At 47.8% G+C, this 16,515-nt stretch carries 18 protein-coding genes; 2 read left to right on the forward strand and 16 right to left on the reverse strand.

Going from position 1 to position 16,515, the window contains the following annotated elements; all coding sequences use genetic code 11:
• Window positions 1-69: 69 nt before the first annotated feature.
• Both secDF and ACWJJX_RS13330 read right to left on the reverse strand, forming a co-directional pair.
• Complete coding sequence (secDF, locus tag ACWJJX_RS13325) at window positions 70-2,289, reverse strand: protein translocase subunit SecDF (RefSeq protein WP_003152704.1); 2,220 nt, start codon at window positions 2,287-2,289, stop codon at window positions 70-72.
• 36 nt (window positions 2,290-2,325) lie between these two features.
• A complete protein-coding gene (locus tag ACWJJX_RS13330) occupies window positions 2,326-2,622 on the reverse strand; it encodes a post-transcriptional regulator (protein WP_003152702.1) in 297 nt (98 codons plus the stop codon).
• A 115-nt stretch (window positions 2,623-2,737) separates the two neighbouring features.
• Here ACWJJX_RS13330 and spoVB point away from each other — a divergent pair, with 115 nt between their 5' ends.
• Complete coding sequence (spoVB, locus tag ACWJJX_RS13335; protein ID WP_454023030.1) at window positions 2,738-4,294, forward strand: stage V sporulation protein B; 1,557 nt, start codon at window positions 2,738-2,740, stop codon at window positions 4,292-4,294.
• A 7-nt stretch (window positions 4,295-4,301) separates the two neighbouring features.
• Here spoVB and ACWJJX_RS13340 read toward each other — a convergent pair whose 3' ends face one another.
• Window positions 4,302-4,958, reverse strand: a complete 657-nt coding sequence (locus ACWJJX_RS13340; protein WP_003152699.1) for a DUF421 domain-containing protein — start codon at window positions 4,956-4,958, stop codon at window positions 4,302-4,304.
• Window positions 4,959-5,124: 166 nt separating this feature from the next.
• Between ACWJJX_RS13340 and ACWJJX_RS13345 the strand changes: the two genes are divergently transcribed.
• Complete coding sequence (locus ACWJJX_RS13345; RefSeq protein ID WP_003152697.1) at window positions 5,125-5,511, forward strand: TIGR04086 family membrane protein; 387 nt, start codon at window positions 5,125-5,127, stop codon at window positions 5,509-5,511.
• Window positions 5,512-5,564: 53 nt separating this feature from the next.
• Here ACWJJX_RS13345 and yajC read toward each other — a convergent pair whose 3' ends face one another.
• The 13 genes from yajC to nadB form a co-directional block, all read right to left on the reverse strand.
• Window positions 5,565-5,825, reverse strand: a complete 261-nt coding sequence (yajC, locus tag ACWJJX_RS13350; protein ID WP_003152695.1) for a preprotein translocase subunit YajC — start codon at window positions 5,823-5,825, stop codon at window positions 5,565-5,567.
• A 30-nt stretch (window positions 5,826-5,855) separates the two neighbouring features.
• Window positions 5,856-7,001 carry a tRNA guanosine(34) transglycosylase Tgt gene (gene tgt, locus ACWJJX_RS13355; RefSeq protein WP_172614868.1) on the reverse strand — a complete coding sequence of 382 codons (1,146 nt, stop codon included), beginning with the start codon at window positions 6,999-7,001 and terminating at the stop codon, window positions 5,856-5,858.
• Between the two features lie 27 nt (window positions 7,002-7,028).
• The gene (gene queA, locus ACWJJX_RS13360; protein WP_173613486.1) at window positions 7,029-8,057 is read right to left on the reverse strand and encodes a tRNA preQ1(34) S-adenosylmethionine ribosyltransferase-isomerase QueA; all 1,029 of its coding nucleotides are present in this window, start codon (window positions 8,055-8,057) and stop codon (window positions 7,029-7,031) included.
• A 25-nt stretch (window positions 8,058-8,082) separates the two neighbouring features.
• Entirely contained in the window at window positions 8,083-8,283 is a 201-nt protein-coding gene (locus tag ACWJJX_RS13365; protein WP_003152687.1) for a DUF2905 domain-containing protein, read from the reverse strand.
• Complete coding sequence (gene ruvB / locus ACWJJX_RS13370) at window positions 8,276-9,280, reverse strand: Holliday junction branch migration DNA helicase RuvB (RefSeq protein WP_003152685.1); 1,005 nt, start codon at window positions 9,278-9,280, stop codon at window positions 8,276-8,278. The genes ACWJJX_RS13365 and ruvB overlap by 8 nt, the downstream gene beginning before the upstream one ends.
• A gap of 10 nt (window positions 9,281-9,290) precedes the next feature.
• Window positions 9,291-9,896: a Holliday junction branch migration protein RuvA gene (gene ruvA, locus ACWJJX_RS13375; protein WP_003152683.1), complete on the reverse strand. Its 606-nt coding sequence runs from the start codon at window positions 9,894-9,896 to the stop codon at window positions 9,291-9,293.
• Between the two features lie 135 nt (window positions 9,897-10,031).
• Window positions 10,032-10,541, reverse strand: coding sequence for an intercompartmental signaling factor BofC (locus ACWJJX_RS13380; RefSeq protein WP_012118093.1), 510 nt, complete (start codon window positions 10,539-10,541; stop codon window positions 10,032-10,034).
• A 131-nt stretch (window positions 10,542-10,672) separates the two neighbouring features.
• The gene (locus ACWJJX_RS13385; protein ID WP_007612850.1) at window positions 10,673-10,792 is read right to left on the reverse strand and encodes a hypothetical protein; all 120 of its coding nucleotides are present in this window, start codon (window positions 10,790-10,792) and stop codon (window positions 10,673-10,675) included.
• A 133-nt stretch (window positions 10,793-10,925) separates the two neighbouring features.
• On the reverse strand, window positions 10,926-11,519 hold the full coding sequence (locus ACWJJX_RS13390; protein WP_069013531.1) for a YhcN/YlaJ family sporulation lipoprotein: 594 nt from the start codon (window positions 11,517-11,519) through the stop codon (window positions 10,926-10,928).
• 147 nt (window positions 11,520-11,666) lie between these two features.
• The gene (safA, locus tag ACWJJX_RS13395; protein WP_176283445.1) at window positions 11,667-12,872 is read right to left on the reverse strand and encodes a spore coat assembly protein SafA; all 1,206 of its coding nucleotides are present in this window, start codon (window positions 12,870-12,872) and stop codon (window positions 11,667-11,669) included.
• Between the two features lie 126 nt (window positions 12,873-12,998).
• Window positions 12,999-14,102 (reverse strand): quinolinate synthase NadA, encoded by a 1,104-nt coding sequence (gene nadA, locus ACWJJX_RS13400; RefSeq protein ID WP_060674719.1) that lies wholly within the window; start codon window positions 14,100-14,102, stop codon window positions 12,999-13,001.
• A gap of 1 nt (window position 14,103) precedes the next feature.
• The gene (gene nadC / locus ACWJJX_RS13405; protein ID WP_060674721.1) at window positions 14,104-14,952 is read right to left on the reverse strand and encodes a carboxylating nicotinate-nucleotide diphosphorylase; all 849 of its coding nucleotides are present in this window, start codon (window positions 14,950-14,952) and stop codon (window positions 14,104-14,106) included.
• Window positions 14,934-16,499 carry an L-aspartate oxidase gene (gene nadB / locus ACWJJX_RS13410; RefSeq protein ID WP_454023031.1) on the reverse strand — a complete coding sequence of 522 codons (1,566 nt, stop codon included), beginning with the start codon at window positions 16,497-16,499 and terminating at the stop codon, window positions 14,934-14,936. Before nadB ends, nadC begins: the two co-directional genes overlap by 19 nt.
• Between the last annotated feature and the right edge of the window lie 16 nt (window positions 16,500-16,515).

Below are 16,515 nucleotides of genomic sequence, written 5' to 3' on the forward strand. Positions count from 1 at the left end.
AATGCAGGTTTTAAGTTCAATGCGGCCTAAAAAAAACAGGCTGCCTTCCGGAAGACAGCCTGTTTCCTTTTACTCTTCGATTGATTTTTTCCCTTTAAATTCTTTTCCTTTCCATACAAGCCACAGCTGCGCGGCGATGTAAAGAGAGGAATAAACGCCCGTCAATAAACCGACCAATAAGGCGACGGAGAAGTTTGTAATTGACGATGAGCCCAAAATGAGCAGCACGACGACAACAATCACAACGGTCAAGACCGTATTGATCGAACGTGTAAAGGTTTGCTGCAAACTCAGATTCACGATATGTTCCAGATCGGCAAATGACTTCGGCTTGCGTTTTTTCATCTGCTCGCGTATCCGGTCAAATGTAACGATCGTATCATTTATCGAGTAACCGATTATGGTGAGAATAGCGGCGATAAAGGTTACGTCAACCTCCAGCCTTGTAATGCTGAAAAACGCGACGATAAAGAAAGCGTCATACAGCAGGGATACAATCGCGGCGATTGCCATTCTGTACTCGAAACGGATTGACACGTAAATAATGATGCCGATTGATGCAATTGCCACGGCATATAAAGCATTACGGGCCAGTTCTTTTCCGACTGTCGGCGATACCGTGCTGACGTTCGGTTCAGATCCGTATTTGTCCTTAAAGTACGTTTTGATTTCAGCGATTTTTTCTTTAGATGGCTCTCCGACAAAACGGGCCGCGGCAACATGGTTCTCTTTACCCGAGAGCACGATGTTTTCCGGATCCATGCCGAGAGAGTCAAAGTCTTTTTCAACCTGCTGCGCCGTCAATGCATGATTGCTCTGCACATCAATCCGCGCACCGCTTGCAAAATCGATTCCCAGGTTGAGTTTAAAGACCAGTAAGATGATAATTCCCGCAATGGTTACAGCGCTTGAGAAAATAAAGAAATATTTTCGTTTGCTCGTGAAATCCCATTTCTGGAATGCCGTATGCGGTTCAGTATTTTCATCTGTTTTTTGAATGTCCATAATATGTTTTTTCTTGACGCCGAACCAGCTTTTTTTCCGGTCAAGCCATCTGCTTTCCACAAGAAGGGCGAGCAGGAATCTTGAAAGGAAGACAGCTGTAATAAAGCTTGTCAGTATTGACAAAATCAGCATCGTCGCAAACCCTTTTACAGAGCTTGTCCCGAAAATAAAGAGCACGACCGCTGCGATGATCGTTGTGATGTTCGCATCAAAGATCGTCGCAAATGACCGTCTGTTCCCTGAACGGAAAGCTGAGCGGACGGATTTGCCGAGTTTCAGTTCTTCTTTTATCCGTTCATAGGTGATGATGTTGGCGTCAACCGCCATCCCGACACCCAAAATGAGCGCCGCAATACCCGGAAGCGTCAGCACCGCCTGCATCCAGTCAAACACTTGAAGCGTAATATACACGTATACAGAAAGCGTAATGACCGCTATGAGTCCAGGCAGTCTGTAATAAAGCAGCATAAATAAGAAAACAATTGCAATACCGATGATGCCGGCCTCTACCGTATCATGCAAAGCCTGCTGTCCGAATTGCGCCCCTACTGAAGTAGAGTATTTTTCGGTCAGTTTCACAGGCAGCGCACCCGCGTTTAAAATATTGGCCAAGTCCTTCGCTTTTTGAACGGTGAACTGACCTTCAATCGTGACATCCTTCGTGTTTAATTCCTGGCTCACATTCGGAGCGGATACATATTTCGGATGTTTTTTGCCGACTTCTTTTTTAAATGAATCGCCCTTTTGGTAATCAAGCCAGATCACAAGCTGATTATTAGGGGCCATTTTCTTGACTTTTTTCGTCACTTCTCCGAACTTATCCGCATCCTTCAGCTTAACGCTGACAATCGGTTCGTTCGTCGTCGGATCAAAGGTTTGCTTCGCGCCGTTTTCCACGAGATCAGAGCCGTTTAACAGCTCTTTATCATTCGTATCCCTGAACGAGAGCTGCGCTTCCGTTGACAGAATTTCGCGCGCCCTGTTCTGATTCGTGACGCCCGCCAGCTGAACGCGTATGCGGTTATTTCCTTCAATCTGAATGTTCGGCTCGCTTACGCCGAGAACGTTAGCCCGGCGGTTCAGCGCCTGCACCGTGCTGACGAGCACGTCTTTTGTGATTTTATCGCCTTTTTTGACGGGCTGCACATCGTACAGAACTTCAAACCCGCCGCGTAAATCCAATCCTAACGTAATATTATTGGCAGCCGGTTTTGTAAAATACCCCAGCCCTGTGCCGATCAATAATACGATCAGGAAAAACGCAATCAAGCGTCCTTTTTTCATTATGTATTTCCTCCTTAAACCTATGCCGTCAAATCATTATCTCAGCAGTTCATCCAAAGCTTCCTGACCCTCATCGCTTTCCAGCCAATTAGACGACTTAAAAGCTTCAACGGTTGCATAGTTCATAAAATCGCCAATTTTAACTGATAAAATATTACCGGCCAATTCATGCAGCGGCAGTTCCTTTTTCTGTTTCCACTTTTTATGTATTAAGTATGACCATAAACTCTCGTGCTCAACATCATCGTATCCGAGGATTTTGAACTCTTCAAGTTTACTGTACAAGAAAGGCCGCAAATGATCTTTGTACATTTCGGCGGGATGTTTCTCCACTGGGCGCTCGCTCCTTTTTCCATTTTTCTCGAAGACTTGTCATGCTCGGACGACATCGGCGCATATCTTTATTGTATATGATTCCAGGTAGTTTGAGAAGGCAGGGGTTTATAAAATGGCAAAACAGACTTTTTTAAGGGGCACTCTTATTCTCATTGCAGCCGGGATGATTACGAGAATGCTCGGCTTTGTCAACCGGGTGGTTATCGCCCGGTTTATCGGTGAAGAAGGGGTCGGTTTATACATGATGGCTGCCCCGACATTTTTCTTGGCCACCACTTTGACTCAATTCGGCCTCCCCGTTGCCATCAGCAAACTTGTCGCTGAAGCAAGCGCGCGGGGGGACCGGCAGAAAATGAAACACATTTTAGTGATGGCGCTTACCGTCACCGGGATATTAAGTCTCATCTTCACGCCGCTGTTTTTATGCTTTGCGCCGATTATGTCAGAAACGATGCTGACGGATCAGCGCACGGTTTACCCGCTTCTGGCGATTACGCCCGTCGTGCCGATTATCGCGATCTCCAGCGTGCTCCGCGGTTACTTTCAGGGCAGACAGAATATGAACCCGCTGGCGTTTTCCCAAGTGCTTGAGCAGATCGTGCGGATTTCACTTGTCGCAGTCTGCACGACGGTGTTTCTGCCGTACGGGATTGAATATGCCGCAGCAGGAGCCATGATTTCGTCTGTCATCGGGGAGCTTGCCTCTCTTATTTATTTATTCATTTGTTTTAAAGCAAATAAAACAATCAGAATCAGAAAACAATTTTTCAAGTCGATTGCAAATGGAAAAGAAACCTTCCGCCAGCTGATGAGCGTGTCGCTCCCGACAACCGGAAGCCGCTTCATCGGAAATTTATCTTGGTTTTTTGAACCTATTGTCGTCGCGCAGAGCCTTGCGATTGCAGGAGTGGCCACCGCTGCCGCCACCAGCCAGTACGGGGAGCTGACCGGATTTGCCATGACGGTTTTGACGCTGCCCAGCTTTATAACCTATTCTCTGTCAACGGCGCTTGTTCCTGCGATCAGTGAAGGAATGGAGCAAAAAAAGCTGCAAGTTGTCGAATACCGTCTGGAACAGGCGATGAGGCTGTGTCTTTTAAGCGGAGGCATTTCGGTGGTTATTTTATTCTCTTTCGCTGATGAACTGATGTCCGTCATGTACGGATCAACTAATGCGGCGGTATTTGTTAAAGTGATGGCGCCGTTTTTTCTGCTTTACTATTTTCAGGGGCCTCTTCAGGCGGTGCTGCAGGCTCTCAATTTAGCCGGGGCCGCCATGATGAACAGTTTTATCGGCGCCGCTGTCAAAACCGGCCTAATTTTTGTTTTGGCGACCAGGCCTTCCTTAGGCATCATGGGCGCCGCACTTGCGATTGTAACGGGGATGGTCCTTGTCACCCTACTGCATGCGGCCACCGTAAGCAAGGTGCTTCCGATCAGCATTAAAATAAAAGAATACGCGCTCTGTTTTGCCGTCATATTCATTTGCGGTTATATCAGCCGCATCATCAAGCACGCCGTTCATTTTTCAGGATCAGAGGCTGTTAATCTCACAGGCTGGATTGCAATGACCGCGATTTTGTACATTGCGCTTCTTCTGTTATTCAGGCTGATTAAAAGGGAAGAGCTGATCCGGATTCCGGTCATCGGCAAGTTCGTGACGCGGTGAAACCGATTTATGGCTCCCCTTTTTCATCTTTAAGATCAATAAAAAAAGCGCCGTCCGTAAACGTGCAGAATGATATAACCGAAAGATCGCGATATCCTCTTTTTGCTAAATTTTTTTCAAGCCAGTGTTTATCTTTCCCGATTCTGTCCAGATGCTCGTTCTGAATGACCCCGTCAACGATAAGCGATGTTTCCATCTGCTTATCCTTATTGTTTTTCTTTTTGACGATTGACAGTTTGCCCGAAGACTCCAAAATGGCGTACGACACGTCAGAGATTCTATCGATGTTATTCTCCCTCAGCTGCATAAGAAGATCGTCAAAATTGTAGCGCTGCGATCTCATCGCCCGTTCATCAATTTTTCCCTGTTTTATAATAATGGTGGGTTTTCCGTCAAGCAGCTGCCGTATTTTTTGGCTTTTGAGCGAAATAAAAGCAAGGCTTACTTGAATAATCATTAAAACGACAATCGGCACTATTGTGTGCAAAAGCTTATCTTTTACATTTTCAATTGCCAATACGGCAATCTCGGCAATCATAATGGAGACGACAAGGTCTAAAATGCTCAGTTCTCCGATTTCCCGTTTTCCCATCAGTCTGAAAATCACAAGAATGATAAAATAAAGCACAATCGTACGAAACGTAATAATGAAAATATCTTCCATATCGCACCTCCAACGGTCATAGCATTTGCCATCGGCTCTGAATTATGTAATAAACGGGCTGAACATCATGCATTTACGTCTAATTCGAACATTCAGAGAATACATTTAGAAAAAGACGGGCTCCGGCTTGTCATATATCAGGCCGCAGTGCGGAGAGGAGATAAAAATGGAAGAAACGAAACAAGTGGGAAGAGGCGTTTTGTACGGTTTAGTGGCTATTTTTGCGGTGATGCTTCTTACAAGTTTGGCGATTTCGCTTTTACTGACGGTTACCTCAATGGAAGAATCATCTTTCAGCTGGCTGATCACCGCGCTTTCTTTTCTTTCTTTATTTGCGGGAGGTTTTATATCGGGCGGCAAAGCGAAGGAAAAAGGCTGGATGATCGGAGCGTTAACCGCCGTCTGTTTTTCATTAATCATCTTGCTGTTTCAATATTTAGGGTTCGGAAAAACGTTTACATCCGGTCAGCTTTTATTTCATCTCGGCTTTTTGGGAGTCAGTATGCTGGGCGGCATTTTCGGAGTGAATTTGAAAGGAAGCAGATCAGCGTAATAAAAAAAAGAGCGGATTCTCCGCTCTTTTTTTTGTATGTATGAGCTTCGCTGTTATTCAGCGGAAGCTTCTCTGATTGCGCGGCGGTCAAATGTTAAACGGGTGTTATCACCTGTTTTAATGACGACCTTGCTTTCATCAATTGAATCAACAGTGCCGTGCAATCCTCCGATTGTCACCACTGAATCCCCTTTTTTCAGCTCTTCCTGCATCTGGCGTACGGCCTTCTGCTGCTTTTGCTGCGGACGGATGAGCAGGAAATAAAGCACTGCAAACATTAAAATAATAGGAACGATTGTGCCTAAAGTACCCATCTGTTTCCCTCCTTTCAAGAATGGTTTTATTTAGAAGCTTTTCGCATTTGGCTTATTATAGCCGTAACGCTCAAAGAACTCTTCTCGGAAATCACCAAGACGATCCTCCCGGATGGCTTGTCTGACCTGCTCCATTAAGTGTAACAGAAAATGAAGGTTATGGTAAGTTGTTAATCGAATTCCAAACGTTTCATTACAGCGGATCAAATGTCTGATGTAAGCGCGGGAGTAATTTTTGCATGTATGGCAGCTGCACTCTTCGTCAATCGGACGGAAATCACGCTCATATTTGGCGTTTTTCATATTCAGACGCCCTTCATTCGTAAACACCGTGCCGTTTCGGGCAATCCGGGTCGGCAGTACGCAGTCAAACATATCCACGCCGCGGATGGCGCCGTCAATTAAGGCATCCGGTGAACCCACACCCATTAAATATCTCGGCTTGTCCTTCGGTAAAAGCGGAGTTGTAAACTCAAGCACTCGGTTCATAACGTGCTTCGGCTCGCCGACAGATAATCCGCCTATGGCATACCCCGGAAAATCAAGCGAAACCAAGTCGTTTGCACTTTGTGTCCGCAGGTCTTCGTATTCTCCGCCCTGTACGATTCCGAACAGACCCTGCTCATCTGAGCGCCCGTGCGCCTCCAGGCAGCGTTCCGCCCAGCGGCTGGTCCGTTCCACAGAGCGTTTCATGTAATCATACTCTGCCGGATACGGCGGACACTCATCAAACGCCATCATGATATCAGAGCCGAGGGCGTTTTGAATTTCCATCGCTTTTTCCGGAGATAAAAACAGCTTGTCTCCGTTTAAGTGATTGCGGAAATGAACGCCTTCTTCTTCTATATTACGAAACTTGCTCAATGAAAAGACCTGAAAACCGCCGGAATCTGTTAAAATCGCGCGGTCCCAGTTCATAAACTTATGAAGCCCGCCCGCTTCTTTTACAATGTCGTGTCCCGGGCGGAGCCATAAATGGTACGTATTGCTTAAAATAATGCCCGCATCCATAGATTTCAGCTCATCCGGAGACATCGTCTTTACCGTAGCAAGCGTGCCGACCGGCATAAATACAGGCGTCTCAAAGGAGCCGTGGGGCGTATGAACTCTGCCCAGCCGCGCTCCCGTTTGTTTGCATTCCTTTATAAATTCATAACGTATCGGTTGTTCAGCCACTTTGTATGAGGCCTCCTGTCATTCAAATTAGATAATCAGCATGGCGTCGCCAAAGCTGAAGAAACGGTATTCCTCTTCTACCGCATGACGGTAGGCGGAAAGAACATGCTCTCTGCCGGCAAGCGCAGAAACGAGCATGATAAGGGAAGATTTCGGCAGATGAAAATTGGTGATCATGCCGTCAATCGCTTTAAATTCATATCCCGGATAAATGAAGATGGACGTCCAGCCGCTTGAAGCGGTAAATACGCCGTCATGCTCGCCGGCAATGGTTTCCAGGGTGCGCGTTGATGTCGTCCCGACCGACACGATGCGCCCTCCCGCCTTTCTGACCTCGTTTAAAGAGGCGGCGGTTTCTTCCGTCATTTCATAAAATTCCGCGTGCATGTTATGCTCTTCCACATCATCCGCACTGACCGGGCGGAATGTGCCGAGTCCCACATGAAGTGTGATAAATTCAATCCGCACACCCTTTTGCTGCAGCTCGTCCAGAATCTCTTCCGTAAAATGAAGTCCGGCCGTCGGAGCTGCGGCAGATCCGATTTCTTTTGAAAAGACGGTCTGATACCGTTCTTTATCATCAAGCTGCTCTTTAATATAAGGAGGCAGCGGCATTTCACCGAGTGATTCAAGCACTTCGTAAAAAATCCCGTCATACCGGAATTCTATTTTTCTGCCTCCGTGATCAAGCTCCTCCGTGCAGACCGCTGTCAGCCGGCCGTCGCCAAATGTCAGGACCGTTCCTTTTTTTACGCGTTTCGCCGGCTTTACGAGCGTTTCCCATGTATCATTTTCTTCCTGTTTTAATAACAGAAGCTCCACTTTCGCTCCCGTATCTTCTTTTGTGCCGAATAATCTTGCAGGCAGCACACGGGTATTGTTCAAGACGAGACAATCCCCTTCATTAAAAAAGCTTACAATCTCTTTAAACGAACTGTCCGTCAGCCCGCCCGTCTGTTTGTTGAGCACCATCAGCCGTGATGCGTCACGCTCTTTCAGCGGCACTTGGGCAATGAGGCGTTCAGGCAGTTCAAAATCAAATAAATCGACTTTCATCATTTCACCTTTATTCTATCTATTGTTATTTCATTCTGCCGAAAAAATTAAGCAGAATGGATAGTATCACACTGATCACAATACAAGTGACAACGGGAAAGAAAAATGTAACATTTCCCTTCTTAACGAAAATATCTCCGGGCAGCCTTCCGACAAAGTGCCAGACTGCGCCGGCAATAAGCAAAACGGCACCGAGAACCATGAGAACCTTCGGAAAGTCAGTCACGGGCGGGCGCCTCCAATCGAAAATGTTCATACACAGCCGGAGTCACGACCCGTCCCCTCGGCGTCCTCTGGAGAAATCCGATCTGCAGCAGATACGGTTCGTACACATCCTCTATTGTATGCGGTTCTTCGCCGATTGTCGCGGAAATCGTATCAAGGCCGACAGGACCGCCGCTGAATTTTTCGATCATGCCCATCAGCAGCTTATGGTCGATATGGTCAAGGCCGAGCGCATCGACTTGAAGACGTTCGAGCGCGTCGTGAGCGATTTCTTCCGTGATGCGGCTGTCGCCGAGCACCTGGGCAAAATCTCTCACCCTTCTGAGAAGCCGGTTTGCAACCCGCGGCGTTCCCCTTGACCGTCTGGCGATCTCCAGAGCCGGAGCTTCTTCGATATCCACTTCAAAAACGTCAGCCGTTCTTGACACGATATCTGTCAGCTCTTCCTGCGTATAGTATTCAAGGCGCGACAGCACCCCGAACCGGTCTCTGAGCGGTGCGGTCAATAATCCGACCCTTGTCGTCGCTCCTACAAGCGTAAAAGGGGGAAGGTCGAGACGGACGGAGCGGGCGGACGGGCCTTTTCCAATGACGATATCAAGGCAGAAATCCTCCATCGCCGGGTACAGCACTTCCTCAATCGAGCGGTTCAGCCTGTGAATTTCGTCTATAAACAGCACATCCCCTGGTTCGAGCGCCGTCAAAATGGCTGCCAAATCTCCCGGTCTTTCGATGGCGGGACCTGACGTCGTCCGCATCTCCACACCCATCTCATTGGCCACGATAGACGCAAGCGTTGTTTTCCCGAGACCCGGAGGCCCGTATAAAAGAACGTGGTCCAGCGTTTCCTGCCTCATTTTCGCCGCATCGATAAACACGCGCAGATTTTCTTTCACCTTCTTTTGGCCGATATACTGGGCGAGATTCTGCGGCCTGAGGCTTTGCTCGATTATTGATTCATGGCTGTCTGCTTCACTTGAAACGAGCCGTTCATCCATGAACATCACCTTACTTTAATAATTTTTGCAATGCTTTTTTCACATATTGATCTGTTGAAAGCGCCGTTTCCTCTTTTAAGTGAGGAAGCACTTTTTTAATTTCTTTTTCGGCGTAGCCGAGAACCCTAAGCGCTTCAAGCGCCTCGTCAAGCGCCGTTTCAGCCTCTTGTTTTTCAATGCGCGCTTCATGATTGAACAGGTTGTCAATCATTTCAGGCACGACGTCGGCCAGTTTGCCTTTCAAATCAAGAATAATCTGCCGCGCCGTTTTTTTGCCCACACCCGGAAATTTCACCAAAAAGGCTTCATCTTCCTGTTCGATCGCTTCGATGACGGCTCCGGGGTCACCGGAACCGAGGATGGCGAGCGCCCCTTTCGGCCCGATGCCGGTGACGTTCAGCAGCTTTGTGAAAAGCGCTTTTTCTTCCCGGGTTGAAAAACCGTACAAAGAAAAGGCGTCTTCTTTTATATGATGATACGTAAAAATGGTCTCTTGATTGCTTACCTTATAAATAAACGGGTTCGGAGTGAAGACCTGATAGCCGATTCCGCCGTTTTCAATCACGATGTATTGGGGAGATACATAATCAATCGTCCCCTTCACGAATTCAATCACACCTATTCACCTCTTTGACTGCTTATCATTGTAACACAAAAACAGCCAAAGTCTTATAGAAAAGTTAACGTATGTTCGCTTTGACACCTTCCATTCAGAAAAAAAAAGACATGTGTCACATGTCTTGCGTCAAAGTCAGCCGCTGTAAGTCTTAATATGATCGATCACGCTCTCAAACTCCGCTTTTGTCCTGTACGGTATGCCGTGTTCCAAGTGCTTTTGCAATCGGCTTTCCAGCCTTTCTATATCAATCTGGAAGAAAGATTGAATCGGCTCGGCCAGCGATCCGGGACGGCCGTGAAAAGTGGAGATGACGCCTCCGTCCGTGACGCCGATATAACCGTTAACCTTACTGAGCGGAGAAATGTCATCAACATGCTTACGGAAAAGGACGAAGCCTTTTTTCTGCTCAACGAGCGTCCAGCCCGCATATGCGGCCCAAAAATCCTCCATCGCCAAAACGGTTTCATCCGTATGTTCGATGCCGACATCACCGTCCAGATAGACCTTTTCCAGCTGGACGTGCACCCGAAGCGGCCCGTAATGCTCAACCTCCGCCCCGTATGCGCCTTTTCCTCCGCAAATCAGGACTGCAGCCGATAAGATAAGCATAAACAATAGACGAGCACCGCAAATTCGTTTCACCAATAACACCTCTTTATTCAATCAAACTCTTGATGCTAGTTTGACCAAAGATGCCGGTGCTTAACCGTTTTCTTTCATTTGTCTGTTTCAGCCGAAAAAAAGCAGCCTCTATATGAGGGCTGCCCCGATGATTATGCCCGGCCGGCTGAAATCAGTTTCATTTGTCCGGGCGTCAGTTTGAGCCGGTATCCCCTTACGGTCAGATACACAGTTTTTGCTCCGCGGCTTTTGTCATGCTCCGTTTTTTTCATTCCGGCCCCTCCGTTACGTTTTATTACTTTTATGTTACCACCGCAACATAAAGAGCGTTTTAAGAATATGTAAAGAAATGATGAAGCTTTATCCATAAAAATACTGCCGGATGAAATCATCCGGCAGTCCCGTTTAACGGCTGTTTCTGTTCATGTCTTGCAGCTTTGTAAAAGTAGCGTTGTCGGTAAACACTTGAATTGTACGGCCGTCCGCAAATTTTTTGGCCGCATGTTTGACATGTTTATCATCATTTTTCGTAAAAGGATGATTTGTTCTGACGGCAATGACGACTCTCGTGTCAGTCACGATGACCTGACTATCCTGTACGCCTTTTACTTTTTTCACGCGGTTTGCAACTTTTGCCGCCAGCCTGATGTTTTCGGCGTTGTCATACCCATTATAAGACATTGCTGCCGGCGGCGTATTGACATTTCGGCCGTTATATGTGCCGTCCGTCGTTAACGGAACCCCGTCATTAGGCGCATACTGGTCGGACACGTTTGTCGTATTATGACGGCCGTTTCGGTTTTCCATCATTTCAGAAACGGGTCCTTGATGGTCCATTCCGTACTGGCGTCTGCCGTTATCATTATCATTCGAATAATATCCGACCGGACGTGTTGACTGATTGTAGCGTCCGTCATTCATGGCATTATTTGCTCCGCATGCCGTTAAGCTTGCCGTCACGGCTAAAACGCCTGCGATCGTCATCAGTTTTTTACCCAATGGAAAAACCCCCCGTGGATTCATCGCTGTTTGAGCGTTTTCCGCTCATGTTTAGGATGTGCGGCCGACGGCGGGTTTAAGCTTGTCAGTTATGTCCATTCCTCAGTTGGACATAAAAAAAGGAACGACATACATCGTCCCGAAACATTAATCTTCTTCTTCCTCCGGCCGTCCGAATACTTGATTTGGACTCGGCTGATTCGGCGCGGCATTAGGATTTGCTCCGCCGTAAGGCATAAAATATCCGGCGTTTGCACCCACATTCGGATACGGCTGCACAGGCACATTTGCGTGATGGTGATGTGAACCGTGGTGATGATGGTGGTGGTGATGTGAATCATGGCAGCCGCAATCATCATCCTTATATTTTCCATCATGATGAGGCGCGTTTGCGTAATGTGACGAATATCCGCCGTAATACGGCATTTGACCGTACGGAGCACCGCCGAAACCTGATGCAGAACCATCATAATGCTCTGCATTTTCATGGGCCTGGTTCTCATATTCACCGTAACCCGCTTGCGGCCCAAATCCCGGATGATGGAATCCGTGATGATGGAATCCGTACGGTAATGGCATCGGCATTACCGGAAAGCCTCCATAACCTCCTCCAAAACCGCCGAAACCTCCGCCTACCGGGAAGCACGGATGGCATAGTCCCGAACCCGGCAGCATCGGTGTCACCGGAACCGGACAAGGACAAGGCATGCACGGCATCGGGTAATGCATAAAAGGCGGTTCAACGGCCGGCATATTCGGAAACGGGACATTCGGAATGTTTGGCATGTTCGGCAGATGATAAGCGGCGTTTTCTTCTTCCATCTTTCCGGCTTCAGGCGCCTTCGGCATATTCGGGTAATTCGCGTTTTCCATGTTGATCATTTCCTCCTGTTGTGGAATGTTATTGTCATGCTCTTTTTCTTTCGGCTCGACAAAATGTGTCACCGGTTCCTCCGGCTTAGGAGGCGACCACGGCTGAAACAGCTGATTGGACGGATAATATTGGTTCATATCAGCTTCCGGCAGCACATTTTCATGCTTTTCAGGGATTGGCGGCACATACGGAATTGACGGCTTCGGTTCTTCCGGTATGGTGTCTTCAATGTCCACAACTGATTTCGGTTTTTCTTTGGCATATGGATGCTCATGCTTATGCGCAGACGTTCCGAAGCCGGCCTTGGGCTCTTTTCTGACCGGAACGGCTTCTGAAGGCACCTTTATCTTCATTCCAGGCATAATTAAGTCTGGATTGCTAAGCTGATGATTCAGTTTTTTTAACTCTTCAAGATCAACTCCGTATTTTTCAGCTATTTTCCAGAGCGAATCGCCTTTTTGAACGATATGAATTTTCAACGTTTTCCCCTCCTATGCACAAAACGTGAACGGTACATTTGTCATTACAATACGTTTCTTCACACTATATGCCGGTGGACTGGGCATGATGATAAAAAATTTGGGAAGGAGGGGAAATTTTTATGATTACGTATGACTCAGCATTCTGTTCAAAGCACGAAGCGCTTCTGTCCGAACCGCTTCCGGAACTTTAATGACACCCTTCGGCTCGCCTTTTTCAAGCTGCTCAAGCGACCACAATAAATGCGGCAGGTCGATTCTGTTCATTGTCAGACACGGACACATATCGGGATTCAATGATTCAATCTGTTTATCCGGGTGCGAGTGAATGAGGCGCTGAACAAGATTCATTTCCGTGCCGATCGCCCACTTGCTTCCCGGTTCTGCCTGTTCAATCGTATCAATAATATATTTGGTAGACCCGCTGTCGTCACTGAGCGAGACCACTTCCCGCGAACATTCCGGATGAACGATAATGCGGATGCCGGAATCCCGCTGCCGCAGCTGAGAAATATTTTCCGCTGTAAACTTTTCGTGTACGGAGCAATGCCCTTTCCAAAGGATGACTTTAATGTTTTCCGGATGTTCAGTAAGCAATCGGTTCTGCCCCGGGTCCCATACAGCCATTTCTGTCAGCGGAATGCCGAGGTCATAGGCCGTATTTCTGCCTAAATGCTGATCCGGCAAAAATAAAATTCTTTCTTTTTGTTTAAAAGCCCATTTCAGCACACTCCGGGCATTCGAAGAGGTGACGGTCGCTCCTCCGTGCCGTCCGACGAATGCTTTAATTTCCGCCGTCGAGTTAACATATGTTAACGGAATGATGGTGTTACCGTACAGTTCTTGAAGCTCTTGCCATGCTTTGTCCGTCTGCTGAATATCTGCCATATCAGCCATCGAGCATCCGGCGCGCATGTCAGGCAAAATGACGGTTTGGTTATCATCAGTCAGCATATCAGCGGTTTCCGCCATAAAATGCACGCCGCAAAACACAATATATTCCGCCTCTTTATTTTTTTCCGCCACTTGAGCAAGCTGCAGAGAGTCACCTGCCGTATCGGCGAATTGTATCACTTCGTCTTTTTGATAGTGATGTCCCGGAATGAACAGGCGCTTTCCGAAATCCCGTTTAATGGCGGCGACACGCTTTTCCATTTCTCCGGTGCTCATGTCTTTATAATGGCTCGGCATCATTTCGGCTGATGCAGTTAGCACGTCAAAAATAGACATCTTAAAAATCCCCCTGTTCCGCAGCCTCAACATCCATGCTGATGTCGGCGCTTTTTACTGAATGAGTCAGAAATCCGAGTGAAATATATTGGACGCCCGTCCCTTTATAAGCGGGCAATGTATCGAGCGTTATGCCTCCGGATGCTTCCGTTTTGATATGACCCGGTGTCATGCCTGCAAAACGCCGGACGGACTCAGGCGGACAGTTGTCAAACATAATAATGTCTGCGCCCGCTTCTATTGCCTCGAGCAGCTGCTGTTCGGATTCGATTTCGACTTCCACCGCAAGCATCTGCCCCGCCGTTTTTCTTGCCCGCTCCACAGCTGCCTTTATCGATCCGCAGGCGGCAATATGATTATCTTTAATCATGATGCCGTCATATAAGCCGAAGCGATGATTAAAGCCGCCTCCGATGCGAACAGCGTATTTTTCCAGCATTCTGAGCCCGGGTGTCGTTTTTCTCGTATCACAAAGCTTGATGGACGGATCATCAAGACGCCTTTTGGCCTCATCCGTCATGGTCGCAATGCCTGACATTCTTTGTATGAGATTCAAAATGACCCGCTCCCCCGTAAGAAGAGCTGCCGCCCGGCCTTCCATTTCAGCGAGCACGTCTCCTCTTTTCATCCGTTCTCCGTCTTTTTTCAGGGAGCGGATGCGGATATCATCGTGTAAAAGCTTCCATCCTTCACGGATAACGTCTTCTCCGGCAAACACGCCGTCTGTTTTTGCGATGATCCGCGCTTTACATTGCTGATCAGAAAAAATCGCTTGTGACGTCGCATCACCCGTTCCGATATCTTCCTGAAAAAAATGAGTCAGCATTTGTTTCAGCTGCAGAATGTCCATAGTTCCCCAATCCTTTCGTTTTTTCTGATAACTGTTCCAGATGTTGAATGAATGATTTGTTTTCCGTGCCACTCTTTCTCCGTCCCGGGAAAATCAGTGCGAAAATGAGCGCCTCTGCTTTCTTCCCGAATAAGGGCTGAGGTCACAACAAATTGCGCAGTCTTCCATAGGCAGGATAGCTCGGCTTGTTCCATTGTGATATCCTTCACATTCATATGACGCACAGATACGTTGTTAAGCCAGGATGCCAGCGCCTGCAGGTTTTCTTTTTCCCTGACGATGCCCGCTCCGGTTGTCATTTTGGCTTGAAGGACATGAAGCGTTGTGTCCGGCACTTGTAAGATGACATCAGTTTTCTTCGGGGTTTTTTTATATCTTCCGTTTAACGGTGTTTGAATGATATGTTCAGCACATCGTTGCCCGCTTGCCAGCGCTTCCAGCAGTGAGTTGCTCGCAAGGCGGTTCGCCCCGTGCAAGCCTGTGCAGGCGGTCTCGCCTATAGCGTACAAATCAGGCACGGACGTTTTCCCCCATGTATCGGCTTTTACTCCGCCCATTAAAAAATGCATTCCGGGTGCTACAGGAATCCCGCTTTCAAGATCAACGCCGGCTGTTTGACAAATTTCTGTTATGGTCGGAAAACGTTTGTTAAAATCGGCTATTCGGCTGCAATTTATAAAAACAGGATTTTCTTTCATCATTTCTTCATAAATCGCCCGTGAAACCACATCCCGGGGCGCCAAATCTTCAAGCGCGTGTCTGTCAGCCATGATCCTGCGCCCGAAGCGATCCGCTAAATATCCGCCTTCTCCTCTCACTGCTTCAGAAATCAGACCGTACACAGTCCCGTTTTTCACAAGGAGGGTCGGGTGGAATTGGGTGAACTCCATATCCGTGATCTCAGCACCCGCGCGGAAGGCAAGAGCGATGCCGTCTCCCGTTATGGCGGAATCATTTGTGTGATATTGGTACAGACTGCCGCAGCCGCCTGAAGCAAGCACTACACAATCCGCTCTTCTGTAAGAAACGGCGCCTGAAGCATCCTTTACGGCAACGCCTGCGCATCGCCCGTGTTCAATCAGCAGATCAACAACCGTCTCGTGTTCAATGATCCGAATGCCGTCCCTCAGCTGCCGAACCAGAAACTCAACCAGCATCCGTCCGGTCGCATCTCCCCCGGCGTGCAGAATCCTCCTTTTGGAATGAGCGCCTTCCCTGCCGAGACAAAACGTTCCGTCCGACTTCGTATCAAAAGGGAAATGGCCTTCTATCAGCCTGTTTATCATGCTCTGTCCGCTTTGCAGCAAATGCCGCACGGCTGTCACGTCATTGTGTCCGCATCCCGCATACAGTGTATCGTTCACATGGGATTCTATCGAGTCATCTTTTGCGTATGAAACAGCAATCCCGCCTTGAGCATAATGCGAATTGCTGTTCGTTACGTTTCTCTTTGTGATGACGGTTACTTGGTATGACGGAGGAAATGAGGAAGCACAGGCAAGGGCCGCCGTCCCCGTACCAATGACGATAATTGTTTTTTCAGACATACATCACCCTCCTATT

Source organism: Bacillus sp. YH3-2-B2 (genome assembly GCF_053663335.1).